The following is a 25,260-nucleotide window of genomic DNA, read 5'->3' on the forward strand; positions in this document are numbered from 1 at the left end:
CGAAGCGGACATGGGCATGAAGGAGCGGGCCCTTGCCGCCATCACCCCACCTGCGACCCAGCACAAGCGCTACCGCCCGACGGACGCACTCCTCCAGTTTCTGGAAAGTCTCTAAAACTATGCAAGCCTCCGCTCGCGCTCCGCCCCTGAAAACACCGCTTGTGCTCCGACGAACCTTGCATAATTATCGGGTGCGGATAATTTCGGTTATGCAAAGCTTCGCATAACCGAAAAGCATGGCTTTTTGCAGATACCTCGCAGGGCGCACGGGCGAGTGCAACGTGTTACTCCCTGGTTGAGACCGCTAAAACCAACAGCCTGGAACCCTCGGCTTACATACAGCATGTGCTGGCGCGCATTGCTGACGCTGACACGCTGGAAAAGCTGGAGGCACTGCTGCCATGGAGCGTGGATCTGGAACGAATCTCAAAAAATGTGTCGCAGTTCGACTGAGGACAAGTGGGTCGATTTAAGGGCGCTTACGCCCTGAAGGCCAATAAGCGCAATGCTGGCGTCATTATGTGGATCAAGGAGCGGATTCGTCACGCATGGAGCCCGCAACAGATAACGGGTTTTATGCGCCGGTTCTGTAAGGCAGGAATACAGATCAGCCATCAGTGGATCTATGACTTGATCTACCGAGACAAGGTCAATGGCGGCGATCTATGGACCTATTGCCGCCTGCCTGTGAGCCGCAGAAATCGGCGGCAGCTGGCCAAGTCAGCGGGCCTGGGCAAGATCCCGAACCGCGTAGGCATTGCCGCAAGAGACGAGGCTGTCGACCACCGCCTGACCATCGGCCACTGGGAAGGAGACACGGTACTGAAGGGACACAAGGACTCTGCGCTGGTGACACTGGTCGAGCGCCGCAGTGGGTATCTGAAGATGGCGATACTGGAGACCATGAGTGCGAACAACACGGCGAAGGCTATTGTCAGACTGCTTGCGCCAATCAGAGGTGCAGTCAAGACGATCACTTTTGATAATGGATCTGAGTTTGCTGCTCATGAAATGGTGAGCAAAGCACTGACAGCGAAAGCGTTCTTCTGCGACCCCTATATGTCGTGTCAACGCGGCACCAACGAGAACACAAACGGCCTGATCCGGCAGTACTTTCCGAAGGGCACCGACTTTGCTCAGCTCCGGAAATCAGACATCAGAAAGGTTGAGAATGCATTGAACAATCGCCCCAGAGTACGACTCGGATTCCGCACACCCGCGGAGATATTTCTTGGGGAGTACTCTGGAGCGTTAGAAACGAGCGGTGCTGCACTTATTGCTTGAAACCAAGGGTAAAGGGATTATTTGCTGAACATCAAGTAATATTTGATTTTGATATTTATAGGGAATTAGCCTGACACAACGAATATCAAGGTTACGTTGGTTTAGCCACATAACTGATGTTGTAAGTTCTTTTGAAAAATTCGCTGAAACTAATACCACTCGAACATCTAAAGCAAAATCATCTTCTTGAGGTTCTTCCCAATCAAGAAATTCAAGCAAATTGCTCTCAGCATTTTCTTCACTGCTGATAGAAGTAAGATACTTTTGATAAATTTCAATTGCTCGACTAAATGTTAACGTAGAGACCATTGCAGAATAACGAAGTGCTTGAAGTTCCATATGCTCTCCTGATTCTGTCCGTTTTAGCTCAATAACAACTAAATTCCCTTGTTTATCAATGGCTAATAAATCAATTCGTCTTTTTGATTCTGACCACTCTGAAAACTCTTCTGATATTACCAAACAATTAGGAGCAACTACCTCAATTTGGTGCTTTATAGCTAACTGTAAGTGCTGACGCTCCAAAATACCTTCCGCATTGAATGTTGTTATTTCAACTTTATTCAATGAATTATCAGTAAAGTCATAAATTGCCATAAATGTCCTTATTTTCTTGTAAAGCTAACAGCGTGTTAGATAGCGCTCTTCATTATTGCGAAAAACTGACCGCCACATAACACGCAATCCTGTAACGGGAAATTTTTACTTTTCCCCATAAATAACAATTTCTTAAAAAATTACAGCTAAACAGCTCTCTGTAATCGTTTGACCGCTTCGTTATTGCAATAACGAAGAATGCTCCACACCCTGCATCTCAAACACACGCCCCATTCGAGCAGAATTCCGGGCAAACTCACCACGAATCACAAAATAAAAATCAGTGGCCAACGATGTAGTTGCTACAGGATGCGCAAAGCCAAGAGAAAACAGAATCAGTAAAGAAGAAATCATCGGCTGTCATCCTTAACAAGTGGGTGCGCACATCGTACTAATACGTACACACTAGACCCTTTTTAGCCTTATGACTTCCCCCAAATGATCAAAAACGCAAAAAACCCCCGGCTCTCACCGAAGGCTCTTCATCAAAACACTGCCTACCTCAACACCAAATTACCGCACCTTAGGATCCAGCGCCCTAGTGTCATAAAGCTCATACATGCGTTCAAGATTAATAGGCTTAATCTTGCTGGCGTTACCCGCGCAACCAAACGCTTCATAACGCGCAATACAAATATCTGACATGGCCACCATGGTGGCTTTCAGGAATTTGCGTGGATCGAATTCGGCTGGGTTCTCGGCCAGGAAGCGGCGAACGGCGCCGGTGCTTGCCAGACGCAGGTCGGTGTCTATGTTGACTTTACGCACACCGTGTTTGATGCCTTCCACGATTTCTTCGACGGGTACGCCGTAAGTTTCGGGGATTTGGCCGCCGTATTGGTTGATGATTTTCAACCATTCCTGGGGTACAGAGCTAGAGCCGTGCATCACCAGGTGGGTGTCTGGAATACGTTTGTGAATGGCTTTGATTCGCCCGATATCCAGGGTGTCGCCAGTGGGCGGGCGGCTGAACTTGTAAGCGCCGTGGCTGGTGCCGATGGCAATGGCCAGTGCGTCTACGTGGGTCTTTTGCACGAAGTCGGCAGCTTCTTCGGGGTCGGTCAGCATCTGGCTCATGTCCAGAGTGCCTTCGGCGCCAATGCCGTCTTCTTCGCCGGCCTGGCCGGTTTCCAGGGAGCCCAGGCAACCCAGCTCGCCTTCTACCGATACGCCACAGGCGTGGGCCATTTCTACTACGCGGCGGGTAACGTCTACGTTGTATTCGTAGTCGGTCGGTGTTTTACCGTCTTCACCCAGGGAGCCGTCCATCATTACGGAGCTGAAGCCCAGCTGAATAGAGCGCTGGCACACGGCGGGGCTGGTGCCGTGATCTTGGTGCATAACCACCGGGATGTGCGGAAACTCTTCAATGGCCGCCAGAATCATGCGGCGCAGGAAGGGGGCACCGGCGTATTTGCGGGCGCCGGCAGAGGCCTGAACAATCACCGGTGAGTCGGTTTTGTCCGCCGCTTCCATAATTGCGCGCATTTGTTCCAGGTTGTTCACGTTAAAGGCTGGCACACCGTAACCATGCTCGGCGGCGTGGTCCAGCATTTGCCGCATCGAAATCAGGGCCATTAGGTTGTCTCCTTAAAAATTATACGATTGGTTAAATGCGTTTTACGCGCCACGCTCTTCCAGCATGGCGACTGCGGGCAGGGTTTTGCCTTCTACGAATTCCAGAAAGGCACCGCCACCGGTAGAGATATAGGAAATCTTCTCATTTACACCGTACTTGTCAATGGCCGCCACAGTATCACCGCCGCCGGCGAGTGAAAATGCTGCGCTGTCGGCAATGGCGTGGGCCAGCACTTTGGTGCCGTTTTCAAACGGGTCGAATTCAAATACACCGACCGGGCCGTTCCATAAAATGGTTTTGGCATTTTTCAGCAGCTCGGCAAACTGGCCGGCGGTTTCGGGGCCTACGTCCAGAATCATGTCATCTTCGGTCACGTCTGAAATGTTGCGAATGGTGGCTGTCGCGGTTTCAGAAAACTCACTGGCAACGACTACGTCAACCGGCAGCGGAATTTCAACGCGGAAAGCGATGTCTTTGGCGGCGTCTATCAAGTCGTGCTCGCACAGTGACTTGCCGACTGGGTGACCGGCGGCGGCCAGGAAGGTATTGGCGATGCCGCCACCCACAATAATCTGGTCGCAGACTTTTTCCAGAGCGTTGAGTACGTCCAGCTTGGTGGAGACTTTGGAGCCGCCAACAATGGCAACCACGGGCCGGGCCGGGTTATCCAGAGCTTTAGCCAGGGCTTCCAGTTCACCGGCCAGCAGCGGGCCAGCACACGCTTCGGGGGCAAATTTGCCTACGCCGTGGGTAGAGGCCTGGGCGCGGTGTGCGGTGCCGAAGGCGTCCATCACGTAAATATCGCAAAGCGCGGCGTATTGCTTGGCCAGGGCTTCGTCGTCTTTCTTTTCGCCTTTGTTGAAGCGCACGTTCTCGAACAGCACCACGTCGCCATCGGCCAGGTGTAGGTCTTCGCCGTTCAGGTAGTCTTTGATCAGGCGTACGTTCTGGCCCAGGGCTTCACTCAGGTGCTCGGCCACGGGCTTAAGGGAAGCGGCTTGGTCATACACGCCTTCTTCCGGACGGCCAAGGTGCGACATCAGCATGACTTTGGCGCCGGCGCTTGCAGCCGCTTTGATGGTGGGCAGCGCGGCCCGGATGCGGGCGTCGCTGGTGATGCGGCCGTTTTTCAACGGTACGTTCAGGTCTTCGCGAATCAGTACGCGCTTGCCTGCCAGATTCAGGTTGGTCATTTTTTTGATGGCCATACTCTTTTGCCCTTCAACAGTTCGTCAGCGTCAAATGTGAATCAGGTTGTTCGTCAGATCGTGAATCAGATCATAAGTCAGTGCGCAGCCAGCCAGTGCCGGCTGACATCCAGCATGCGGTTGGCAAAGCCCCATTCGTTATCAAACCAGCACAGCACTTTCACCATGGTTTCCCCGGTAACTCGGGTTTGGCCGCCGTCGACCACGCCGGAACGGGAGTCGTGGTTAAAGTCGGAGCTTGCCAGCAGTTCGTTGGTGTAACCCAATATGCCCATCAACGGTAAGGTAGTCGCCGCCCGCTGCAGTATGCCGTTAACGTTGGCGACGGTCACCGGCGTACGTACGTTCAGCACCATATCAATGGCAGACACGTTTAGCGTGGGCACGCGCATGGCAACGGAACTGAAGCGGCCCTTCATGTGGGGCAGCAAGCGTTCAATGCCAAGGGCCAGGCCGGTGTCTACCGGTACGATGTTATGCAGCGCGCTGCGGGTGCGTCGCAAATCCTGATGATGGTAAGCGTCAATCACCGGCTGGTCGTTCATCGCCGCGTGAATGGTGGTGGTAGTGCCCTGCTCTATGCCCAGCGCATCGTCCAGCACTTTGATCATCGGCACCAGGCAGTTGGTGGTGCAAGAACCGGCAGCCACAATGCGATCACTCTCTAACAGTTCAAGATGATTGATGCCGTACACCACGGTGCGGTCTACATCGGCTTCGGCCGGCTGCGAGAACAACAGGCGTTTAGCACCAGCGGCCAGGTGCCGTTCCGCCGTCGCGCGGTCAGAAAACGCACCGGAGCATTCCAATACCAGGTCGATGCCCATTTGTTGCCAGGGCAATTCAGCCGGGTCGGTGCTGTTTAAAACGCGGATAACATCGCCATTCACCCACAGGCTGTCGCCTTCTACCGCCACCGTGCCTTGAAAGCGGCCGTGGGTGGAGTCGTAGCGGGTTAAATGCGCGATGGTGTCGATGTCTGACAACTCGTTAATCGCGACCACCTGGAAGTGGTCGCGATAACCGTTTTCATACAGCGCCCGCAGCACGCACTGGCCGATGCGGCCGTAACCGTTGATGGCGACACGATAAAGCGCGGGCTGGGTCATCAAGCTTCCAATAGCTCGGCGGCCACGTCCAGGATGTTATCGACGGTAAAGCCGAATTCCTTGAACAGTTCGCCAGCGGGTGCGGATTCACCAAAGGTGGTCATGCCCACAATGCGGCCGTCCAGGCCGACGTACTTGAACCAGTAATCGGCAATGGAGGCTTCCACCGCGATGCGGTTGGTGACGTCCAGCGGCAATACCTGCTGCTTGTAGTCGGCGCTTTGCGCATCAAAGGTGTCGGTCGACGGCATAGACACCACGCGAACGGCTTTGCCCTGCTCGCGCAGCTTGGCGGCTACGTCTTGAGCCAAGGCAACTTCGGAACCTGTTGCAATCAGAATCAGCTCTGGCGTGCCTTCGCTGTCTGACAACACATAGGCACCGCGGGCAACGTCGGCAAGTTGCTGCGCAGAACGGTTTTGGTGGGGCAGGTTCTGGCGGCTGAATACCAAGGCAGTGGGGCCGTCAGTGCGCTCAAGCGCGGCTTTCCAGGCAACGGCGGATTCTACTGCGTCGGCCGGGCGCCAGGTGCTCATGTTGGGCGTGGTGCGCAGGCTGGCCAGCTGTTCCACGGGCTGGTGCGTGGGGCCGTCTTCACCCAGGCCGATGGAGTCGTGGGTGAACACATAGATGGCGCGCTGCTTCATCAGTGCGGCCATGCGTACCGCGTTGCGGCAGTATTCCATGAAAATCAGGAAGGTGGCGCCGTAGGGTACGAATCCGCCGTGCAGGGTCAGGCCGTTCATGATGGCGGCCATGCCGAACTCGCGCACGCCGTAATTAATGTAGTTGCCGCTGGCGTCTTCTTTGGTGACGGTGTTACAGCCACTCCAGATGGTCAGGTTGGAACCGGCCAGGTCGGCAGAGCCGCCCAACAGTTCCGGCAGCATCGGGCCATAAGTGTTCAAGCTGTTCTGGGACGCCTTACGGCTGGCGATGGTTTCGCCTTTGTCCTGAACGCTCTGGATGTAAGCCTGGGCTTTTCCAGAGAAGTCGGCGGGCAGGTCACCGGCCATGCGGCGTTTGAACTCTGCGGCCAGTTCCGGCTCGGCTTTCTGATACGCGGCGAAGGTGTCGTTCCAGGCGCTTTCGGCGGTCTGGCCTTTTTCTTTTCCGTTCCACTTGGCGTAAATGTCTTCCGGCACTTCAAAGGCGCCGTGTTTCCAGCCCAGTGCTTCGCGGGTCAGAACGATTTCGTCTTCGCCCAGCGGTGCGCCGTGGGCCGATTCGCTGCCCTGTTTGTTGGGCGAGCCAAAGCCAATCACGGTTTTGCAGCAAATCAGCGTGGGCTGATCGGCGTTGGCGCGGGCGACTTCAATGGCCGCACTCAAAGCGTCGGCGTTGTGGCCGTCTACATCGGCAATCACCTGCCAGCCGTAAGCTTCAAAACGCAGCGGGGTGTTGTCGGTGAACCAGCCGTCTACTTTGCCGTCAATGGAGATGCCGTTGTCGTCGTAGAAGCAGATCAGCTTGCCCAGCCCCAGAGTGCCGGCCAGCGACGACACTTCGTGGGAGAGGCCTTCCATCAGGCAGCCATCGCCTACAAAAGTATAGGTGTAGTGGTCAACAATGTCGTGGCCCGGGCGGTTGAACTGCGCCGCCAGGGTTTTCTCAGCCAGGGCAAAACCTACGGCGTTAGCCAAGCCCTGGCCCAAAGGCCCGGTGGTGGTTTCAACACCCGGGGTGTAGCCGTATTCCGGGTGGCCCGGAGTTTTGGAGTGCAGTTGGCGGAAGTTTTTGATGTCATCAATGGAAACGTCGTAACCGCTCAAGTGCAGCAGCGAATATTGCAACATGGAACCGTGGCCGTTAGACAGCATAAAACGGTCACGGTTGGCCCACTGCGGGTTGGCAGGATTGTGGCTTAGGTAATCATTCCACAGCACCTCGGCGATATCAGCCATGCCCATGGGCGCACCCGGATGGCCGGATTTGGCTTTCTGAACCGCATCCATGCTCAGCGCGCGAATGGCGTTGGCGAGATCTTTACGAGAGGGCATCAACATTTCTCCAATGTTTTTCAAGGAAGTAGAGATAAATCCCGGTCTGCTGGCCGCGTGTCCGCACTGCCATAACAGCGTTACAACAGCGCGACAATAAAGCGACAACAGAACGCTCAAAAATAAGGCGCATATTTTCGCCGATTACGGTGGGTGGGGGCAAATCGACTTTGCATTAACAATCTATATCAAAAAACTTTGATATAGCACTTGCCTAGCCCAAAAAAGCTCCTTACACTCCATCCCTATGACAAACACCGGCACTGCCATTCCCGACTCCGCTCCGGCGGACGCCCTGGCCACTATCTATAAGGCCAGCGGTGATCCTTTGCGCCTGGAAATTATGCGGGTATTACGGCGGGACACGTTTGGCGTGCTGGAGTTGAGCCAACTGTTTGATATGCGCCAGTCGGGCATGAGCCATCACTTGAAGGTGATGCACAAGGCCGGCCTGGTGGAACCACAGCGCGAAGGCAATTCTATTTTTTACCGCCGCCCGTTAAACCTGACCGTGAACACCCTGACGGGGCAGACCCTTCGCCAGGTGTTCTCCACCGTTGATCAGGTGCCGCTGCCCTTACATTTGCAGGAGAAAATCGACGTGATTCGCGGCCAGCGGGCCGATCAGTCCCAAGTGTTTTTCTCCCGCCACGCGGCGCAATTCCGCGAGCAGCAGGAGCTGATTGCACCGTTCGAGCTTTACGCCAAGCCCGCGGCAAGGCTGATACGCCAACGTGCGCCTAAAAAAAGCTGGCCAACTGCGCTGGAAATCGGCCCAGGGGATGGCAGCTTCTTGCCGGTGTTGTCGCCGCTATGCCATCACCTGGTGGCGCTGGATAACAGCGGTGACATGCTGGCTAAAGCGCAGCAGACCTGTATTGATGAAAAGCTGAACAATGTGGATTTGATTGAAGGCGTAACCGACACCCTGCTGGCCCGCGGCGATGGTTTTGACCTGATAGTGGCCAATATGGTGCTGCACCACGTACCTAGCCCTGCGGATATCTTTCTAGACGCTGCAGCTCTTATGAACAACAGCGCCTGCCTGATTATCAGCGAGCTGTGCCGCCACGATCAGGTCTGGGCGCGGGAGAATTGCGGTGACCTGTGGCTGGGTTTTGAGCCTGAAGAGTTAACCGCCTGGGCCGCCGATGCGGGCCTGCAATCCCGCGAATGCATATTTATTGGCCTGCGCAACGGTTTTCAAGTGCAGGTTCGGGAGTTTTGGAAGACCACTGCAAAGCGGTAAACACCGGCCTTGCAGGGGATTGAAGATAAATATCAAAAAACTTTGATATAGATGTAAGTGTTATTACGTATACCTGGTCAACAGTACAATTTTGGACCGCTCACATAATTTTAGATCGCTCATAAAAGGAGCCACCGTTAATGTCTGACTACAGTGTTTTCACCTCCGAATCCGTTTCGGAAGGCCATCCGGACAAACTGGCAGACCAGATTTCGGATGCCGTGCTAGACGCCATCCTTACCGAAGACCGGCACGCCCGTGTTGCCTGTGAAACCATGGTGAAAACCGGTGTGGCTATTATTGGTGGTGAAGTAACCACCAACGCCTGGGTAGACCTGGAAGATCTGGTGCGCGGCGTGATTAGAGACATCGGCTATACATCGTCTGACGTCGGTTTTGACGGCGGCACCTGCGGCATTATCAACATCATCGGCAAACAGTCGGTGGACATTGCCCAAGGTGTAGACCGCCAAAAACCAGAAGACCAGGGCGCCGGCGATCAGGGCCTGATGTTCGGCTACGCCAGCAATGAAACCGAGGTGCTGATGCCCGCCCCCATCACCTTCGCTCACCGTTTGGTAGAGCGCCAGGCCGAAGCCCGCAAAAATGGCGTACTGCCGTGGTTGCGCCCGGACGCCAAGAGCCAGGTAACCTGCCGCTATGAAAATGGCAAGGTTGTGGGCATCGATGCGGTGGTGCTGTCTACCCAGCACGACCCAGACGTCAGCCAGGCCGATCTGAAAGAAGCCGCGATGGAAATGATTGTGAAGCACGCGTTGCCAGCAGAATTGCTGCACAAAGGCACCCAGTTCCACATCAATCCCACCGGCAAATTCGTGATCGGTGGCCCGGTCGGTGACTGTGGCCTGACCGGCCGTAAAATCATCGTAGACACCTACGGCGGCATGGCACGCCACGGTGGCGGTGCCTTTTCCGGCAAAGATCCGTCAAAAGTTGACCGTTCCGCCGCTTACGCTAGCCGCTATGTGGCGAAGAACTTGGTGGCTGCCGGTTTGGCCGAGAAATGCGAAATTCAGGTTTCTTACGCGATTGGTGTGGCGCAACCCACGTCTATCTCCGTAAACACCTTCGGTACTGGCAAGATCAGCGACGACAAGATCATTGAACTGATACGCCAGAACTTTGACCTGCGCCCCTACGCTATTACCAACATGCTGGACCTGCTGCACCCAATGTACCGGGCCACAGCAGCCTACGGTCACTTCGGCCGCGAGCCGCAACAAGTCACCGTAAATGGCGAAACATTTACCACATTCCCATGGGAAAAAACCGATCGCGCGGCAACTCTGAAAGACGCAGCCGGCATTTAATCGATAATGAACTGGAGAACACCTGAATGAGTACTCCCGCAGAAAAAATGAACACCGTTGAAGACTTTAAAGTACGTGACATCTCGCTGGCCGCTTGGGGCCGTAAGGAAATCAACATCGCCGAAGGCGAAATGCCGGCATTGATGGCGCTGCGCAACAAGTACAAAGCGGAACAGCCTTTGGCGGGTGCTAACGTGCTTGGCTGCATCCACATGACCATTCAAACAGCCGTGCTGATTGAAACCCTGATCGAGCTGGGTGCCAACGTGCGCTGGTCGTCGTGCAACATCTTCTCTACCCAGGACCAGGCCGCAGCTGCCGTTGCCGCCGTAGGCGTCCCGGTGTTTGCCTGGAAAGGCGAGACCGACGACGAATACGAGTGGTGCCTGCATCAAACCGTCGGCGCAAACGTGGAAGGCTGGTCGCCCAACATGATTCTGGACGACGGCGGTGATTTGACCGAACTGCTGCACAAAGAATACCCGGCGATTCTGGCCAACTGCCACGGCGTGACCGAAGAAACCACCACCGGTGTACACCGCCTTCAGGAAATGCTGCGCGACGGCACCCTGAAGATTCCGGCCATCAACGTGAATGATTCCGTCACCAAAGCCAAGAACGACAACAAATACGGATGCCGTCACAGCCTGAACGACGCCATCAAGCGCGCCACCGACCACCTGCTGTCGGGTAAGAAAGCACTGGTTATCGGTTACGGCGACGTGGGCAAAGGTTCTGCTGCTTCCCTGAACCAGGAAGGCATGATCGTAAAGATCACCGAAGCCGACCCCATTTGTGCCATGCAGGCCTGCATGGACGGTTTTGAAGTGGTTTCACCGTACATCAATGGCGAGAACGACGGCACCGAAGCCAGCATCGACAAAGCCCTGCTGTCTAAAATCGACATTCTGGTCACCAGCACCGGTAACTACGACGTGTGCGATTCCAACATGCTGAAGGCTCTGCGCTCTGGTGCGGTTGTGTGCAACATCGGTCACTTCGATAACGAAATTGACACCGCGTTCATGCGTAAGAACTGGGAATGGGACGAGGTTAAGCCGCAGGTTCACATTGTGTACCGCAACAAAGCGGCCAACGACCACCTGATTCTGCTGTCTGAAGGCCGTCTGGTGAACCTGGGTAACGCAACCGGTCACCCGTCGCGCATCATGGACGGTTCTTTCGCCAACCAGGTGCTGGCTCAGATGTACCTGTTTGAGCGCAAGTTTGCTGACCTGCCGGAAGAAGCCCGCGCTAAAGGCGTGTATGTGCAGGTTCTGCCCAAGCACCTGGATGAAGAAGTGGCCCGTGCCATGGTCGAAGGTTTTGGCGGCGTAATCACCAAAATGACCCAAAAGCAGGCCAACTACACCGGTGTTCCGGTGGAAGGCCCGTACAAGCCGGAAAGCTACAAGTACTAGTTATAAAGGCTATCTACAGGTACTTGTACAAGCACTAAGCCGCCACGGCGGATGTGATCACGGGCCAGCTTCGGCTGGCCCGGTTCCAACCCTACATTCTGGACAACAACATGGAATCCCAAAAACAATTCAAGCGGCGGTTCAGTTTTGAGTTCTTCCCGCCCAAGACCGAACAGGGCAAAATAAAACTGCAAGGCGTTCGCGACGAACTAGCGGCCGTAAACCCGGATTTCTTTTCAGTGACGTTTGGTGCCGGTGGATCGACCCGGGACCGCACACTGGAAACCGTTTTTAGCCTGCACCAACAGGGCATTTCTACCGCCCCGCACCTGTCTTGCGTGGGTGGCACACGGGCAGGAATCAGCGAACTGCTCGACACCTATAAAGAAAAGGGCATTAATCGCATTGTGGCGCTTCGCGGCGACCTGCCCTCAGGAATGGGTGCAGCCGGTGAATTGCGCTACGCCAACGAGTTGGTGAGCTTTATTCGCGAGCACAGCGGCGATTATTTCAATCTGGAAGTGGCCGCCTACCCGGAGTTTCATCCTCAGGCCCGCAGCGCCGAGGAAGACCTGAAGAACTTCACACGCAAGGTAGAAGCCGGCGCCAACAGCGCTATTACCCAATATTTCTTCAACGCCGACAGCTATTTGTATTTTATTGACCGGCTTGAAAAAGCAGACGTTACCATTCCTGTGGTTCCCGGCATTATGCCCATCGTTAATTTCTCCAGCCTGGTGCGCTTTTCCGACATGTGCGGCGCCGAAATTCCACGCTGGATACGTAAGCAGCTGGAAGCCTACGGCGACGACAGCGAAAGCATTCGTCAGTTTGGCGAAGAAGTGGTTACCCGCATGTGTGAAAGGCTGTTGAAAGCCGGCGCGCCCGGTTTGCACTTTTACACGTTGAACCAGGTTGAACCCAGCCTCGGCATCTGGAAAAACCTTGGGTTGGGCGAGCGCGAAAAAATACCGTTTTAACCGACAAAAACACCCGTAAGAGCTTATAACCATCTGCTAATACGGGTATTTTTTTGCTTCGAAAAAGCCTTTCCGAGTGTCACGCATTTGATTTTGCACCGCAGTCTGAGTAATAGTCTAGAGTGTACTTAATGCGATTCTGAGCATAGTTTTCAACACAGCTCTTATACGTAGCTCTTAGCGCAATTCATAACACAGCCCCGACAATTCGCTCCGGTTATCCCCTGCCCTTATCGGCTCGGAAAACCGTTCATATTGCGACAGCCGGGGTTCTATAAAAACCAAGGAGAAAACATGAGCACAAAATGGCTGAAAACACTGACTGCGGGTCTGGTTCTGACCGCAGCAGCTGGCACTGTGAGCGCAGAAAAACTGAAAATTGCGACCGACCCCAGCTTTGTACCCTTCGAAATGCTCGACATAGAAACCGGTGAAATGATCGGTTTTGACATGGAAATCATCGCCGAAGTTGCCAAACGGGCTGGCTTTGAATACGACATGAACACCATGGATTTCAACGGCATTATTCCGGCCCTGCAGACGGGCAGTATCGATATTGCTATGGCGGGCATCACCATCACTGAAGCTCGCGGGAAAATCGTCGACTTCTCTGACCCGTACTACGATTCGGGCCTGCGCCTTCTGGTACGCGTTGATAACAACGACATTCTGGAATTCAAAGATCTTGAAGGCAAAAAGATCGGCTCCAAAATCGGCAGCACCAGCTACGACTACCTGACCGGCAATCTGGAAGATAGCGCCGGCGTAACGCCCTACCCCGGCAGCGCAGATATGTACCTGGCGCTGATGTCCCGCTCTGTTGATGCTGTGTTCTACGACGCCCCCAACGTGGCCTATTTCGCCCGTACCAAAGGCGAAGGCAAAGTAAAAACCGTGGGTGCCCTGTATGAAGGTCAGCAGTACGGTATTGCCCTGAAGGCCGGTAGCGAATGGGTAGACGAAGTAAACACTGCTCTGGCAGAAATCCGCGAAGACGGCACCTACAAAATCATTTATGAAAAATGGTTTGGCCCTCTGCCCGAAGCCAAGTAAGCTCGGAGTTTAACGATCTGTTCTACTGCACCGGGGCCACGAGCCCCGGTGTTTTATCTCGCTTACTCCTGCGGAGACATTCACTGTGGAATCACAGTTCCAATTTGACTGGCAAGCCGCCATAGATTCCATACCCTTCCTGGCGAAGGGTATTCCTTACACGTTGATGATTTCGTTCGGCGGCCTTGTTATTGGTTTTCTGCTGGGCATTTTGTTTGGCTTGTTAAGCATTAACAAACACTGGTATTTGCGCTGGCCGGCAACGGCTTATATTGAAATATTCCGCGGCACGCCCATTTTGGTGCAAGTGCTGTTCATATTTTACGGTTTGCCCGACCTTATTGGCGGCCCGATTGATCCGCTTGTCGCCGGCATTGCGGCTATCGCCCTGAATTCGGGTGCCTATATTTCCGAAGTGGTTCGTGGTGGCGTGCAGTCTATTGACCGCGGCCAAACCGAGGCTGGCCTGTCACTGGGTTTGTCCCGTACCCAAAGCTTTTGGTCGATTGTGTGGCCCCAGGCGTTTCGCCGGATGATTCCACCCCTCGGTAACCAGGCCATCGTCAGCATTAAAGACACCTCGCTGTTTTCTGTTATCGGCGTGGGTGAACTGGTTCGCCAGGGCCAGGTGTACATTGCCAATACCTTCACCGCCTTTGAAGTGTACTTTGTAGTGGCCCTTATGTACCTCGCTATAACCCTGTCACTGTCTATGGTTCTGCGCTACATGGAAAAGCGCGGCCGGGCCTCTGTGTGAAGGAAACTGACTGATGACTCATATTGTGCAGCTCAAACGCATGAACAAGTACTTCGGCAAGCTTCACGTGCTGAAAGATATTGATCTGGCCGTAGAGGCCGGCGAAGTGGTGGTGATTATCGGCGCCAGCGGCTCTGGTAAATCCACCTTGATCCGCTGCGTTAACGGCCTGGAAGAATACGAATCTGGCCACCTGGAAGTCGACGGCCATAAACTGGCGCCCAAAGGCGGCAACCAGGAATCCCTGGCTGAAATCCGCAAAGAAGTGGGCATGGTATTCCAGCAGTTCAATCTGTTCCCTCACCTGTCGGTGAAGAAGAACATCATGCTGGCGCCGATGAAGGTTAAAAGTGCCGATAAAATCGTTGCTAATGCCACTGCAGATCGCTTGCTTGAGCGCGTTGGCATCAGCGATCAGGCCGACAAATATCCCAGCCAGCTGTCTGGCGGCCAGCAGCAACGGGTAGCCATTGCCCGTGCCCTGGCGATGGAACCGCGGGTAATGCTGTTTGACGAACCCACCTCGGCGCTAGACCCGGAAATGGTTGGCGAAGTGCTGGACGTCATTCGCGAACTGGCCAAAGAAGGCATGACCATGATGGTGGTGACCCACGAAATGGGCTTCGCCCGCGAAGTAGCCGACCGGGTGATTTACATCCACGAAGGCCAGATTGTGGAAGAAGGCAAACCCGACGACGTGTTCGACAATCCTCAGAACGAACGTACCCAGGCGTTTCTGTCACGGGTGCTGGCGCACTGATGGGTTGTTGACGTTGAGTGACAGAGTTAATTAAAGAGTAACGACAAAGCCCCCGTATTCGGGGGCTTTGTCGTTTTAAGTCGCGCTCACTGGCCTGGTCGACGTAGCCAGCAGGAACTTCGGGCAAACCTTACTTGAACGTGCCATCTGTTGATGCTAATTTTGATGCATATAGTCATCAAATTAAAGATCAGGAGGCGTCATGCGGACAACCGTAACCATCGACGACGAGTTATATCAGCAGGCGCTCAGCATGGCTGATCCCGGCATGGACAAGGCGGAACTGTTTCGGGAAGCAATAAAAGTGTTTGTAAGAACTCGCGCAGCCAAACGCCTAGAGGCGTTGGGTGGTACCGCACCCGAAATGCAGGACATCTCTCGCCGCCATGAAGACACTCCAGCGTCATGAATGTACTGGTTGATACGTCCGTCTGGGCGGGGCACTTTCGTCATCGCAATGCAACGCTTGCCAAGCTGTTGCTCTCAGACAGAGTTCTGACACACCCCATGGTGGTTGCCGAACTCGCTTGCGGCACGCCGCCCTCACCACGCACACAAACACTCTCTGATATCGGTCTACTGGAACCGGCGAACCAGGCAAGTATTGCCGAAGTGCGGATTCTGATTGAACAGGAAAAGCTCTACGGGTTAGGTTGTGGCCTGGTAGATATTGCACTTCTCGCGTCAACGTTGATTACACCAGGCGCCCAGCTATGGACCTTAGATAAGCGCCTGGTAAAATTGGCGGAACGCTTTGATATGCAGTATTCCGTGTTATGACGGCTGAACCTTCAAGCCCTGTCCTCCCTGATTAAAGCTAGCGGGCTATTCCCCAATCACCACCGAACCAGACCCAATAGCCACGCCCCCACAGGAAATCGCGCTGCCCGTTACGGCGGCCGGACTTCCATTAATAACAACGGTGGAAGAACCGCCAGCAATGGTACGGGGATGGGGAGAATGCTTGGGTTTTGAGTGCGGCGCTAACGGGTCACCCAGGCGGGCAACGGGTTTGCCGTCAATCAGCACATCGGGGGAACCGGCAATCACCGGTGTCGGCGGGAAACCTTCGTGGTCGGAGCCCAGGTCTCCGAGAAGTACAACTGCTTTGCTCATGTCGCATCCTTTGCGTTGTGTTCGTCCTTATTGATTCCTTCCACGCGCCGCGAGCAATCCTGGCCCAACAAACGCGTGCGCTTATGTTATCGCCTTCAGTGCTTCTTGCAAAGCGGTAGCCTGAACCGGCTGTTAACTGTAAAATTCCAAAAGGTTAACAGCTGATTTATCGCAACCCAACACTTTGTCTGTCCGGAGCTCCTCAATGCGCAATGCCGATCTTGTCGCCCGCGATCTTAAGTCCGTGTGGCACCCCTGTACCCAGATGAAAGACCACGAAAGCCTGCCGCTGATCCCGATTAAAAAAGGCAAAGGCGTGTGGCTGGAAGACTTCGAAAACAACCGCTATATCGACGCGGTCAGCTCTTGGTGGGTAAACCTGTTTGGCCACTCCAACGATCGCATCAACAACGCTATTATCGAACAGATCGGCCAGCTGGAACACGTGATTCTGGCTGGTTTCAGCCACGAGCCGGTGGTGAATCTGTCAGAGCGATTGATTGAGGTAACGCCGGAAGGACTGAACAAGTGCTTTTACGCCGACAATGGTTCGTCGGCTATCGAAGCGGCGCTGAAGATGAGTTTTCACTACTGGAAGAACCAGGGCCAGCCGAACAAAAAGTACTTCGTGAATCTGGCCAACAGCTATCACGGTGAAACCCTGGGCGCGCTGGCGCTGGGTGATGTGGCGCTTTACAAAAACACCTACCAGCCATTGTTGATGGAGGTGATTACTGCGCCCTCACCAGACGCCTACCTGAAAGAGCCCGGTGAAACCGACGAAGCCTTCGCCCTGCGCCAGTTCGAGGCGATGGAAGCGCTGCTGGCAGAAAGGCACCATGAAATCTCTGCGGTCGTGGTAGAGCCGCTCATTCAATGCGCCGGCGGCATGCGCATGCACCACCCGATTTACCACACCAAACTGCGCGAAGCGTGTGACCGGTACGGCGTACATCTGATTGCTGACGAAATTGCCGTGGGCTTTGGCCGCACTGGTACCCTATTCGCCTGCGAGCAGGCGGGCATCACACCGGATTTCATGTGCTTGTCAAAAGGCCTGACCGCAGGCTACCTGCCATTGTCTGTGGTGCTGACCACTGATACCGTCTACAACGGGTTTTACGACGATTACGAAACCATGCGGGCGTTTTTGCACAGCCACAGTTACACCGGCAACCCCATTGGCTGCGCCGTAGCACTGGCAACTCTCGACATTTTCCGTGATGATCGGGTAATCGAGAATAACCGGCGCCTGTCGGCCTGTATGGCTGAGTCGGTCGCTCATTTGGCGGATCACCCCAACGTGGGTGATATTCGCCAACACGGCATGACGCTGGCCATTGAAATGGTTAAAAACAAAGCCGACAAAACGCCCTTCCACTGGAAGGAAAGGCGCGGTTTGAAAGTGTACCAGCACTCGCTCACCCGCCAGGCCTTGTTACGCCCGCTGGGCAATGTGGTGTATTTTATGCCGCCCTATGTGATCACCGAAGATCAGATTCAGCATCTGGCCCGGGTAGCCACGGAGGGCATTAACATCGCTGTGCGCGACTGAGTCGCGCCTTTAAGGAAGACTGCGTTGCGAATACCACGAATCTACACCGACACCCCGTTACAGGCCGGCGCAGACGCGCAGCTGGACGACAACGCCGCGCAACATGTAGGCCGGGTATTGCGCATGCAACCTGGCCAGGCATTAAGCCTGTTCAACGGCGATGGCCAGGACTACCCCGCGCTGATTGCCAGCGCCAGCAAGAAAAACGTGACGGTTCAGGTGGAGCAACCCACTGCAAACAGCAGTGAATCGGCGCTGGAGATAGTGCTCGGGCAAACCCTGTCAAAGGGTGACCGCATGGACTACGCAGTGCAGAAAGCGACGGAAATGGGCGTTAGCCGAATCGTGCCTCTTTCCACCGAACGCTGCGATGTACGCCTGAAAGGCGACCGCGAAGACAAGCGCCTGAGCCACTGGCGCTCGGTAGCCATCAGCGCCGCCGAACAATGCGGCCGCGCACGAGTGCCAGACATCCTGCCGGTGATGAACATCACCGAATGGCTGGAACACAGCCAACGCTGCGATCTGCGCCTGGTGCTCCACCACCGCACCGAACAGTCACTGGATTCTCTGGCCAAACCCAACAGCGTTGCCCTGATGATAGGCCCCGAAGGCGGCCTGAGCGCCGACGAAATTGCCCAGGCCGAAAAATCCGGCTTCCTCCCGGTTGCTCTCGGCCCGAGAGTGCTCCGCACGGAAACCGCGCCGGTTGCCGCCATGGCCTTATGTCAGTGGCTCTGGGGTGATTTTGGTGTTTAACCAAGCTCTGATTTGCTCATCACCAGCAAAAGTCTTTGATTTTACTCTTCGGATAACTCGTAGGCGCTTTCCCAAATTCGAAATACCCAGAACACGTCAAAAAAGTAAAATGCACCGATGACAGGCCTGACCACGTCCATCGAACTCCTGCAGTACCTCAGTATCCCGGTAATCGCGGCCTGTATCGGCTGGGGCACCAACTGGCTGGCCATCAAGATGACTTTTTACCCCATCGAATTTTTCGGCTGGCCACCGTACCTGGGCTGGCAAGGCATTATTCCCTCCAAAGCCCGCAAAATGGCGCTCATCAGCGTAGACGCCACCATCGCCAAGATTGGCACCGTGCCAGAAATTTTTCAGCAGCTGGGCCCCAACGTACTCGCCACCCAACTGATCCACACCATAAACCCGCGACTTGAAGGCTACGTAGACGAGTTGATGATGCGCGAGTCGCCGGCGTTGTGGCAAAGCTTGCCAGGCCCAGCCAAACGGCTGGTGTACGAGCGCGCCCGCAAAGCCTTGCCCGCACTGGTGATGCAGGTAATGGACGACATAGCACAAAACGCGGAACAACTGTTAGACATCAAAACCATGGTAATAGACCGGCTCACCGCCGACAAAACCCTACTGAACCGCATATTCCTGACCTGCGGCTACCGTGAGTTCCACTTTATTGTGACGTCAGGCCTGTATCTGGGTTTTGGCTTTGGCCTGTTACAGATGCTGCTGTGGTACGTATTTCCGGTGTGGTGGGTGCTACCGCTGGGCGGTTTGCTGGTGGGCTTTGCCACCAACTGGATTGCCCTGAACGTTATTTTCCGCCCGCTGTACCCAGTGCGAATTGGCCGTTGGCGCATTCAGGGGCTGTTTCTGAAACGTCAACCAGAGGTGGCCGAATCCTTCTGCCACATTGTGGCCCACGACATACTCACGGTGGGCAGTATTATAGAGGCCATACTGGATGGCCCCCGGGGCGGGCAGGCGCTGGACATCATCAAAGCGCATTTACGGCCGCTGCTGAACGCAGACGCTGGGGTCAATCAAACTCTGGCTCACATGGCCCTGGGGCCCGCTGCCGCAGCCAGCTTACGCAACCAGCTGGAAAGCAAAGCCGTCGAGCTGTCCCGCAGCTCCTTAAGCCAGCCGGCTTTTCAGAAAGACCGTGCGCGAGCCATTGAATCCATTATGGTCGAGCGCATGATGACGTTGTCTTCTGGCGAGTTTCAGGAGTTGCTGCGACCGTGCTTTCAGGAGGATGAAATCAAACTGATTCTGGTGGGTGCGGCGCTGGGTATGTTGGCCGGTATTGGCCAGCTGATTCTGGTGTTTGGGCAGGCCTTGGCGTAGGCCACCCCGCAAAAGTGGTAAACGCTGAGTGCCTATGTGGGGGACAGTGGAAGACACAGAAACGATGGTCGGGAACCTGAATGCCAATTTATACTGCTTGATCCGGCGTTACCGGGTGCTGGCCATATTCGCCAGCGAGCAGTTCAGCGAAGGTAAGCTCGTCGCCCTTCGTGGATCGGCCAAACAGGCTTTTCGGCAGCAGCGCCGGCAACCGGGCCACCACGTTGTCTTCATCGTTACGCACGGCCTTCAGCACGTCGCCCACTGAAATTCGTTCCAGCGACCTGGCCGGGTGCAGGCAGTCGCCCTGGCTACCTGCCAGCGTCAGCAGTTTGGCGCGGATCAGTTTGTCACTGACATTACGGGTGACCTCCCCCGGAACTCGGAGTTCATGCTCAACCACCTCCTGCCGCGGCGCGGGCCGGCCCTCGTGAAACGGTTTGGCCACCATCCACATCAACGCCAAGGCGACATGTTCTTGCAACTCCGGCGCCAGCTGCACCTGATGGCGCTTGGCCACAGAGCCCGGATTCTGCAAGTAAAAGCTCAAACTGGCGCCCAGCAGCAGTATCATCCAGTTCAGATAGATCCAGATCAGCATGATAATGCCGATGGCAAAACTGGAATAAATGGCGGCGTATTTGGCAGACCCGGCCACGAACGACGCAAACAGCATCCCGGCCGCCTGCCAGGACACACCCGCAATCAGGCCTGCCAGAAACGCGTAACGTAACTTCACTCGTGTGTTGGGAATAAACGCATACACAAACGTGAAGGCTCCCACCACCAAGAAGAACGGTATAAAACGGCTGAGCAGTAAAATCAGCGAGCCGAAAGGTTCTATCTCAATCAGGGTTTGCACAAACGATGAGGAAAAAATGGTGGCGCTGATACCAATAGCGGACACCATCAGCAACGGCCCCACCATGATAACGCTTAAATAGTTACTGAAGCGCTGCGCCAGAGAGCGCATCTGTGGCACCCGCCAGATCATATTAAACGAGCGCTCTATTTTCTGCACCAGCGACACCACCGTGTACACCAGAATTGCCAGGCCCACCGAGCCCAGCACTCCCACTTTCATATTGTCCACAAAGCCCAAAATGCGCTCTGCCATTTCGATGCCATCGGGCCCCAGCGGCTGGAAAAACTGGTACAGGAATGGCTCCATTTTCTGATGCACGCCCAGAGCCTTCAACACCGAAAAGCTTAGCGCCAGCAACGGCACAATGCTCAATAACGTGGTGTAAACCAAGCTCATGGCGTGAAGAGTAAGCTGGCCGCTGATAAAGTCACGAATCAGCGCGTACAGCGAACGCCCGGTTTTATAGAGCCAGGTCCAGGGCCAGTTTTGCGGCGGATTAGGATTTGCCAGTATCCATTTTCCAGCAGCGGCAAGACGTTCTTGTATCTGAAGAGAAGCCACTTGTCGTCCCGTTGCCAGAATGTGCCGGCGTGTACCAGAGTGTGAAAGCGCCCATGCCTGAAGCAGGGGCATGCAGATTCAAGTATGGCTCAAATGAGTGCCGGGGGGAAAACCGGCCGCTGGTGCACAAGAAACGGCACCTTCAGCCGCAGCCGTTTACCAGGAAACGGCGTCATTGGGTCCGCGCTTGATAATGGGCGTTTCTACCTCCCAGGTTGCCAGGCCGGTAGCCAGTTCGGTCAGTGACAGCTGAATGTAATATTCCACTTGCTGCTCTTTACCTGCTTTGTGATTGCGCTGCAGAATTTTGCCCGACAGGCTCAGGTCTGGCGCTATCAAAGTGCCTTTGCGTTGCACACCCGTCTGGTCAAACTCTTCAGAATCACGCAGCTCGCGCACGCGCGCGCTCATTTCATCTTCAGCACCATCAAGGCCTACCGCTGTAGTGGTCACAACTTTGCCGGAGCGCAGCAGCGCCACACGGATCTTCTTGGTGAGCTGATCTGTGTCGATACGCTGCATGGTGTCATTGGTAACGCGACTGACCACCATGATGTAACGCTCGCCATTGGGTTTACTAACGGCGCCGCTGGCAAGCATGTCATCAACGGCCTCGGTGGCCGCTTTTTCGAAATCCCGGTAATCCATGGTCATGGTCACAGGGCCATCGTCAGCAGCCGGGTCGATATATCGGGTAGGCGTCGCACAGCCGGCAAGCATGAGCATGCTGACACAAAACACAATGGGAAGTTTGAACATACAGAATCCTTATTGCTGAGGCTCACGAAGATGGAGCTGATAATCGGTAACGCGGGCGTGGGGCGCCGTTGCGGTGAAATAACGGGTTTGACCGGTTAATAGCGAGACTTTTCGATAGCCCTCGCCAACGCCTTTTACGGCCATGCCGTTGGGATCAAACCAGGTCACTTTCCAAGCCAGATCGCCGTTGGAGCGTGCCTCAACAGCGTACTGGATTTGCAACAGGGTCTCTCCGCCAGGCTGAGCAATGCGCTGGCTTAGCAGCTCTGTTACGGCCACAAAATAGTTTACTTCCGGGTCGATCTGAAGTTGCTCGCGGTCGATTGCAGCCGCTGTTTCGGCGGGTGGCTGGATAGCACAACCGGCCAATACCAGCGCACAACTAAAGGCGATGATCTGTTTTTGAAATCTCATAGCTTGGGTCCTCATAGCCTGGATTCTCATGGCTCGGCCCTGACTGGGCTCAGTAAGTGGCTGTCAGCAAATCCTTCCCCGACAATTGCACCGTTGATGCCGGGTTACGCCCTTGCAAATCAAGCGCGACGACACTGGCTGGGCCAGCCAAAGTGGGCCGTTTAACGTAAAGCAGAGTAAACGGCTGGTCAGGTATCATAATAGTACCCAAAGAATGGCCATTTGTGCCTGTTAGCGTTAGTTTACCACTCTCGGGGCGATCGATCCGAGCGGCCTGCCAGTGGTTGGGCAAGGCCTGCCAGCTGCGCAAATCAGCCTGGGTTGTGGCAATGGTCAGCGCGGCAGCACCGAGCTGACCCCACACGCCAAACTTTTCTGCGGCTTCGTTCTGGATGACCGCTTTTATCACGGCAGACGACACTGCCCGTGCCAGAACACCGGGGAACCGCTCTTTCATTTCAGTGCGAATCACCGACCCCATGTCTGATATACGTTCTGTTTGCACAGCGATGTCAGCGCCGGCAAGTACGCCGAGGCTCCCCGGAACAGCCGCGCGACCTCTGTATCTGGGCAGTGCAATGCCAAAGTAAGCGGGTGCCTGCTGGCTACCATGAAATATAAGCAAAGGCACATCAATCCGGGTCTCTTCCAATACCGGGCCCAGGCCGTTTTCATAAAGAACCCACACCTGTGGGGCCAGTTCAGCCATCGACTGCCTGCCAGCGGCCAGCGCCTCGGCAAGTTTGGCGTCACGCTGCAGAACATCGCTTGCCCTGTTCATCGCGGCAACACGTGTGAGGGACGTGGCGGCCTTCTCGTAATCGGCACGGCTACTGGCGTTGGCCAGGAAGTAAATGCCATGCAAATAGGTGCTGGCCGGCACAATAAACTCGGGCAGCACCGACCACTCAGACTCTACCTCATAGCGCTGCGACACCGCATTGCGCAGGCTTTGGTTATTCAGGCTGTTGCGAACCATGGCGGCCGTGTTTTGCCCGCTCTGCGCCTGCTGGTTCAGCGCCTCCCGCTGTTCGGCGATTTCCTTACTGAAGTATTCAACCGCACGCCGTGTGCGGTCATCCGCCCGATTAAACTCGACACGTGCAAATTCGTTATTGCCCTCAGCCAGAAACGCCAGGCCCTTGTAGGTGTTGACGAGAATCGCCTCCGACATCAGCGCTTGATAATCGCGCTCGGAGTCGTTCACCATCAACGCCATAAAAGCTGTGGAAGACTTTTCCAGGATATTAGCCAGGTCCAGGTTCTTCATACCCTCTTCAGCCAAATCATAGGTATTTGTGGCCTCCTGATAGCGACCCAACAAACGGTATAGCTCGGCCTGATGCAACAAGTCCAGCAAATGTTCATCGGTATCTACAGCCTTACCCTTGGCGGTTTTAAAACTCACCGTTTGCAACGCAAGGTCATAATCGCCTACCGCGTAAGCATCATTAAAAGCGTCCATCTGATTTTTTTGCTGGAACGAAGAACACCCCGCCATCAGCGTTGCTAGAAAAGCGGCCACCAAAAAACGAAACACAACTTCCACTCAAACACTCCTTGAGCTTAAAAGGTGCGGCCGGGGCCGCCCGATTTTGCCTATACTGATACTATTCCTAATATCATCATACGGCGAAATTCTGCTCCACACGTCAAAAACCAATCGCAAAAGGCAAGATTATGGATTATGAATTCTGGCATGCCCGCTGGGAACGCAAAGAAATCGGATTCCACCAAAAGTCGGTCAATCACTATTTACACGAGCACTGGCCAGACCTGACAGGGCCGGAAAAAAGCCAGGTTCTGGTACCGCTGTGCGGTAAATCCCATGATCTCTGGTGGCTTCACGATCGCGGCCATCCCATTCTGGGCGTAGAACTCAGCAGCATTGCCTGCAAAGATTTTTTTGAAGAAGCCGGCGAAAAAGCAATGGTAACACCCGGTTCGCCGTTTACCCGCTTCCGCCATGACGACACCCTGGAATTGTGGTGCGGTGACTTTTTTCAGCTATCCCCGGCGGACGTAGAAAACGTGCGCTGGGTATACGACCGTGCCGCGCTAATCGCCCTGCCACCGTCTATGCGCCAGCGCTATGCCAGCCACCTGAGCGCCATCTTGCCTGAGGGCAGCGGCATGTTGCTGATTACCCTGGATTACGACGGCAGTGAAATGACCGGGCCGCCGTTCAACGTGACGGACAACGAGGTGTACGAACTGTTCTGCGATGACTTTGCCGTTGAGCGCCTGCGCCAGGATAACATGGCAAAAGACGACCCCTTCGCCAAACGCAAAGGCCTGGGTGGCGCCACGGAAAGTGTGTTCCGGCTACACAAACGCTGATTGGGCGAATTTATCGTTTTGGCCACGGAACCGCTACCGTTAAGCCACTGTCCAAACCGTCGAAGTTAAACTAAGCTTCCGATAAGTAGGCCAAAAACAAAAAACAACCCTATAACTAGCCATAGCACGCACGTCGAGCTGCGGGCAGTCCGGCCCAGGCGGGCGGCAACAACACACTGATAAGGAATACGCGTTACGAACGGCTAAACCATTGCA

General features: G+C 54.9%; 25 protein-coding genes and 1 pseudogene. 15 read left to right on the plus strand and 11 right to left on the minus strand.

What is annotated here, in order from left to right; all coding sequences use genetic code 11:
* Nucleotides 1-228: 228 nt before the first annotated feature.
* Nucleotides 229-453, plus strand: a pseudogene (locus A3OI_RS21995) (transposase domain-containing protein); the annotation flags it as partial.
* Between the two features lie 6 nt (nucleotides 454-459).
* Nucleotides 460-1,284, plus strand: coding sequence for an IS30 family transposase (locus A3OI_RS20020; RefSeq protein ID WP_018404451.1), 825 nt, complete (start codon nucleotides 460-462; stop codon nucleotides 1,282-1,284).
* Here the strand turns inward: A3OI_RS20020 and A3OI_RS22780 are convergent.
* From A3OI_RS22780 to tkt, 6 genes are all read right to left on the minus strand, one after another.
* Nucleotides 1,252-1,881, minus strand: coding sequence for a PDDEXK family nuclease (locus tag A3OI_RS22780; RefSeq protein ID WP_155903113.1), 630 nt, complete (start codon nucleotides 1,879-1,881; stop codon nucleotides 1,252-1,254). The two genes, A3OI_RS20020 and A3OI_RS22780, sit on opposite strands and share 33 nt — an antisense overlap.
* 180 nt (nucleotides 1,882-2,061) lie before the next feature.
* Complete coding sequence (locus tag A3OI_RS23185; RefSeq protein WP_018404452.1) at nucleotides 2,062-2,235, minus strand: hypothetical protein; 174 nt, start codon at nucleotides 2,233-2,235, stop codon at nucleotides 2,062-2,064.
* A 159-nt stretch (nucleotides 2,236-2,394) separates the two neighbouring features.
* Nucleotides 2,395-3,459 carry a class II fructose-bisphosphate aldolase gene (fba, locus tag A3OI_RS0111705; RefSeq protein WP_018404453.1) on the minus strand — a complete coding sequence of 355 codons (1,065 nt, stop codon included), beginning with the start codon at nucleotides 3,457-3,459 and terminating at the stop codon, nucleotides 2,395-2,397.
* Nucleotides 3,460-3,501: 42 nt separating this feature from the next.
* Nucleotides 3,502-4,668, minus strand: a complete 1,167-nt coding sequence (locus A3OI_RS0111710) for a phosphoglycerate kinase (RefSeq protein ID WP_018404454.1) — start codon at nucleotides 4,666-4,668, stop codon at nucleotides 3,502-3,504.
* Between the two features lie 77 nt (nucleotides 4,669-4,745).
* Entirely contained in the window at nucleotides 4,746-5,777 is a 1,032-nt protein-coding gene (locus A3OI_RS0111715; protein ID WP_018404455.1) for a type I glyceraldehyde-3-phosphate dehydrogenase, read from the minus strand.
* Complete coding sequence (tkt, locus tag A3OI_RS0111720) at nucleotides 5,777-7,777, minus strand: transketolase (protein WP_026224162.1); 2,001 nt, start codon at nucleotides 7,775-7,777, stop codon at nucleotides 5,777-5,779. Before tkt ends, A3OI_RS0111715 begins: the two co-directional genes overlap by 1 nt.
* Before the next feature lie 247 nt (nucleotides 7,778-8,024).
* On the opposite strand from tkt, the gene A3OI_RS0111725 reads away from it, so the two are divergent.
* The 9 genes from A3OI_RS0111725 (at nucleotide 8,025) to A3OI_RS0111765 (ending at nucleotide 16,108) form a co-directional block, all read left to right on the plus strand.
* Nucleotides 8,025-9,026 carry a metalloregulator ArsR/SmtB family transcription factor gene (locus A3OI_RS0111725; protein WP_018404457.1) on the plus strand — a complete coding sequence of 334 codons (1,002 nt, stop codon included), beginning with the start codon at nucleotides 8,025-8,027 and terminating at the stop codon, nucleotides 9,024-9,026.
* Between the two features lie 140 nt (nucleotides 9,027-9,166).
* A complete protein-coding gene (metK, locus tag A3OI_RS0111730; RefSeq protein WP_018404458.1) occupies nucleotides 9,167-10,357 on the plus strand; it encodes a methionine adenosyltransferase in 1,191 nt (396 codons plus the stop codon).
* Between the two features lie 26 nt (nucleotides 10,358-10,383).
* A complete protein-coding gene (gene ahcY, locus A3OI_RS0111735; protein ID WP_018404459.1) occupies nucleotides 10,384-11,778 on the plus strand; it encodes an adenosylhomocysteinase in 1,395 nt (464 codons plus the stop codon).
* Between the two features lie 110 nt (nucleotides 11,779-11,888).
* Entirely contained in the window at nucleotides 11,889-12,758 is an 870-nt protein-coding gene (metF, locus tag A3OI_RS0111740) for a methylenetetrahydrofolate reductase [NAD(P)H] (RefSeq protein ID WP_026224163.1), read from the plus strand.
* A 294-nt stretch (nucleotides 12,759-13,052) separates the two neighbouring features.
* The gene (locus A3OI_RS0111745) at nucleotides 13,053-13,811 is read left to right on the plus strand and encodes a transporter substrate-binding domain-containing protein (protein WP_018404461.1); all 759 of its coding nucleotides are present in this window, start codon (nucleotides 13,053-13,055) and stop codon (nucleotides 13,809-13,811) included.
* Between the two features lie 85 nt (nucleotides 13,812-13,896).
* The gene (locus tag A3OI_RS0111750; protein WP_018404462.1) at nucleotides 13,897-14,568 is read left to right on the plus strand and encodes an amino acid ABC transporter permease; all 672 of its coding nucleotides are present in this window, start codon (nucleotides 13,897-13,899) and stop codon (nucleotides 14,566-14,568) included.
* Nucleotides 14,569-14,581: 13 nt separating this feature from the next.
* Complete coding sequence (locus tag A3OI_RS0111755) at nucleotides 14,582-15,328, plus strand: amino acid ABC transporter ATP-binding protein (protein WP_018404463.1); 747 nt, start codon at nucleotides 14,582-14,584, stop codon at nucleotides 15,326-15,328.
* Between the two features lie 202 nt (nucleotides 15,329-15,530).
* Entirely contained in the window at nucleotides 15,531-15,737 is a 207-nt protein-coding gene (locus A3OI_RS0111760; RefSeq protein WP_018404464.1) for a type II toxin-antitoxin system VapB family antitoxin, read from the plus strand.
* Nucleotides 15,734-16,108, plus strand: a complete 375-nt coding sequence (locus A3OI_RS0111765) for a type II toxin-antitoxin system VapC family toxin (RefSeq protein WP_018404465.1) — start codon at nucleotides 15,734-15,736, stop codon at nucleotides 16,106-16,108. Before A3OI_RS0111760 ends, A3OI_RS0111765 begins: the two co-directional genes overlap by 4 nt.
* 45 nt (nucleotides 16,109-16,153) lie before the next feature.
* On the opposite strand, the gene A3OI_RS0111770 is transcribed toward A3OI_RS0111765, so the two are convergent.
* Entirely contained in the window at nucleotides 16,154-16,444 is a 291-nt protein-coding gene (locus A3OI_RS0111770) for a type VI secretion system PAAR protein (protein ID WP_018404466.1), read from the minus strand.
* Nucleotides 16,445-16,649: 205 nt separating this feature from the next.
* Between A3OI_RS0111770 and A3OI_RS0111775 the strand changes: the two genes are divergently transcribed.
* The 3 genes from A3OI_RS0111775 (at nucleotide 16,650) to A3OI_RS0111785 (ending at nucleotide 20,105) form a co-directional block, all read left to right on the plus strand.
* Nucleotides 16,650-17,999, plus strand: a complete 1,350-nt coding sequence (locus A3OI_RS0111775; RefSeq protein WP_018404467.1) for an adenosylmethionine--8-amino-7-oxononanoate transaminase — start codon at nucleotides 16,650-16,652, stop codon at nucleotides 17,997-17,999.
* 24 nt (nucleotides 18,000-18,023) lie between these two features.
* A complete protein-coding gene (locus tag A3OI_RS0111780) occupies nucleotides 18,024-18,758 on the plus strand; it encodes a 16S rRNA (uracil(1498)-N(3))-methyltransferase (RefSeq protein WP_018404468.1) in 735 nt (244 codons plus the stop codon).
* A gap of 117 nt (nucleotides 18,759-18,875) precedes the next feature.
* Nucleotides 18,876-20,105, plus strand: coding sequence for a DUF445 domain-containing protein (locus tag A3OI_RS0111785; RefSeq protein WP_018404469.1), 1,230 nt, complete (start codon nucleotides 18,876-18,878; stop codon nucleotides 20,103-20,105).
* 88 nt (nucleotides 20,106-20,193) lie between these two features.
* On the opposite strand, the gene A3OI_RS0111790 is transcribed toward A3OI_RS0111785, so the two are convergent.
* From A3OI_RS0111790 to A3OI_RS0111805, 4 genes are all read right to left on the minus strand, one after another.
* Nucleotides 20,194-21,531: a YihY/virulence factor BrkB family protein gene (locus tag A3OI_RS0111790; RefSeq protein ID WP_018404470.1), complete on the minus strand. Its 1,338-nt coding sequence runs from the start codon at nucleotides 21,529-21,531 to the stop codon at nucleotides 20,194-20,196.
* Nucleotides 21,532-21,687: 156 nt separating this feature from the next.
* Nucleotides 21,688-22,290, minus strand: coding sequence for a penicillin-binding protein activator LpoB (lpoB, locus tag A3OI_RS0111795; protein ID WP_018404471.1), 603 nt, complete (start codon nucleotides 22,288-22,290; stop codon nucleotides 21,688-21,690).
* Between the two features lie 9 nt (nucleotides 22,291-22,299).
* Complete coding sequence (locus A3OI_RS0111800) at nucleotides 22,300-22,704, minus strand: YcfL family protein (protein ID WP_018404472.1); 405 nt, start codon at nucleotides 22,702-22,704, stop codon at nucleotides 22,300-22,302.
* A 49-nt stretch (nucleotides 22,705-22,753) separates the two neighbouring features.
* Nucleotides 22,754-24,253: a COG3014 family protein gene (locus A3OI_RS0111805; protein WP_018404473.1), complete on the minus strand. Its 1,500-nt coding sequence runs from the start codon at nucleotides 24,251-24,253 to the stop codon at nucleotides 22,754-22,756.
* A gap of 131 nt (nucleotides 24,254-24,384) precedes the next feature.
* Here A3OI_RS0111805 and tmpT point away from each other — a divergent pair, with 131 nt between their 5' ends.
* Nucleotides 24,385-25,044, plus strand: a complete 660-nt coding sequence (gene tmpT, locus A3OI_RS0111810; RefSeq protein ID WP_018404474.1) for a thiopurine S-methyltransferase — start codon at nucleotides 24,385-24,387, stop codon at nucleotides 25,042-25,044.
* Nucleotides 25,045-25,260: the final 216 nt, after the last annotated feature.

The organism is Marinobacter gelidimuriae (genome assembly GCF_000372805.1).
Lineage (GTDB): Bacteria > Pseudomonadota > Gammaproteobacteria > Pseudomonadales > Oleiphilaceae > Marinobacter > Marinobacter gelidimuriae.

What these genes read in the sequence shown, in the direction of transcription:
- A3OI_RS22780 (WP_155903113.1), bottom strand. Translation starts at nt 1,881, where the DNA reads ATGGCAATTTATGACTTTACTGATAATTCATTGAATAAAGTTGAAATA.
- A3OI_RS23185 (WP_018404452.1), bottom strand. Translation starts at nt 2,235, where the DNA reads ATGATTTCTTCTTTACTGATTCTGTTTTCTCTTGGCTTTGCGCATCCT.
- fba (WP_018404453.1), bottom strand. Translation starts at nt 3,459, where the DNA reads ATGGCCCTGATTTCGATGCGGCAAATGCTGGACCACGCCGCCGAGCAT.
- A3OI_RS0111710 (WP_018404454.1), bottom strand. Translation starts at nt 4,668, where the DNA reads ATGGCCATCAAAAAAATGACCAACCTGAATCTGGCAGGCAAGCGCGTA.
- A3OI_RS0111715 (WP_018404455.1), bottom strand. Translation starts at nt 5,777, where the DNA reads ATGACCCAGCCCGCGCTTTATCGTGTCGCCATCAACGGTTACGGCCGC.
- tkt (WP_026224162.1), bottom strand. Translation starts at nt 7,777, where the DNA reads ATGCCCTCTCGTAAAGATCTCGCCAACGCCATTCGCGCGCTGAGCATG.
- A3OI_RS0111725 (WP_018404457.1), top strand. Translation starts at nt 8,025, where the DNA reads ATGACAAACACCGGCACTGCCATTCCCGACTCCGCTCCGGCGGACGCC.
- metK (WP_018404458.1), top strand. Translation starts at nt 9,167, where the DNA reads ATGTCTGACTACAGTGTTTTCACCTCCGAATCCGTTTCGGAAGGCCAT.
- ahcY (WP_018404459.1), top strand. Translation starts at nt 10,384, where the DNA reads ATGAGTACTCCCGCAGAAAAAATGAACACCGTTGAAGACTTTAAAGTA.
- metF (WP_026224163.1), top strand. Translation starts at nt 11,889, where the DNA reads ATGGAATCCCAAAAACAATTCAAGCGGCGGTTCAGTTTTGAGTTCTTC.
- A3OI_RS0111745 (WP_018404461.1), top strand. Translation starts at nt 13,053, where the DNA reads ATGAGCACAAAATGGCTGAAAACACTGACTGCGGGTCTGGTTCTGACC.
- A3OI_RS0111755 (WP_018404463.1), top strand. Translation starts at nt 14,582, where the DNA reads ATGACTCATATTGTGCAGCTCAAACGCATGAACAAGTACTTCGGCAAG.
- A3OI_RS0111760 (WP_018404464.1), top strand. Translation starts at nt 15,531, where the DNA reads ATGCGGACAACCGTAACCATCGACGACGAGTTATATCAGCAGGCGCTC.
- A3OI_RS0111765 (WP_018404465.1), top strand. Translation starts at nt 15,734, where the DNA reads ATGAATGTACTGGTTGATACGTCCGTCTGGGCGGGGCACTTTCGTCAT.
- A3OI_RS0111770 (WP_018404466.1), bottom strand. Translation starts at nt 16,444, where the DNA reads ATGAGCAAAGCAGTTGTACTTCTCGGAGACCTGGGCTCCGACCACGAA.
- A3OI_RS0111775 (WP_018404467.1), top strand. Translation starts at nt 16,650, where the DNA reads ATGCGCAATGCCGATCTTGTCGCCCGCGATCTTAAGTCCGTGTGGCAC.
- A3OI_RS0111785 (WP_018404469.1), top strand. Translation starts at nt 18,876, where the DNA reads ATGACAGGCCTGACCACGTCCATCGAACTCCTGCAGTACCTCAGTATC.
- lpoB (WP_018404471.1), bottom strand. Translation starts at nt 22,290, where the DNA reads ATGTTCAAACTTCCCATTGTGTTTTGTGTCAGCATGCTCATGCTTGCC.
- A3OI_RS0111800 (WP_018404472.1), bottom strand. Translation starts at nt 22,704, where the DNA reads ATGAGATTTCAAAAACAGATCATCGCCTTTAGTTGTGCGCTGGTATTG.
- tmpT (WP_018404474.1), top strand. Translation starts at nt 24,385, where the DNA reads ATGGATTATGAATTCTGGCATGCCCGCTGGGAACGCAAAGAAATCGGA.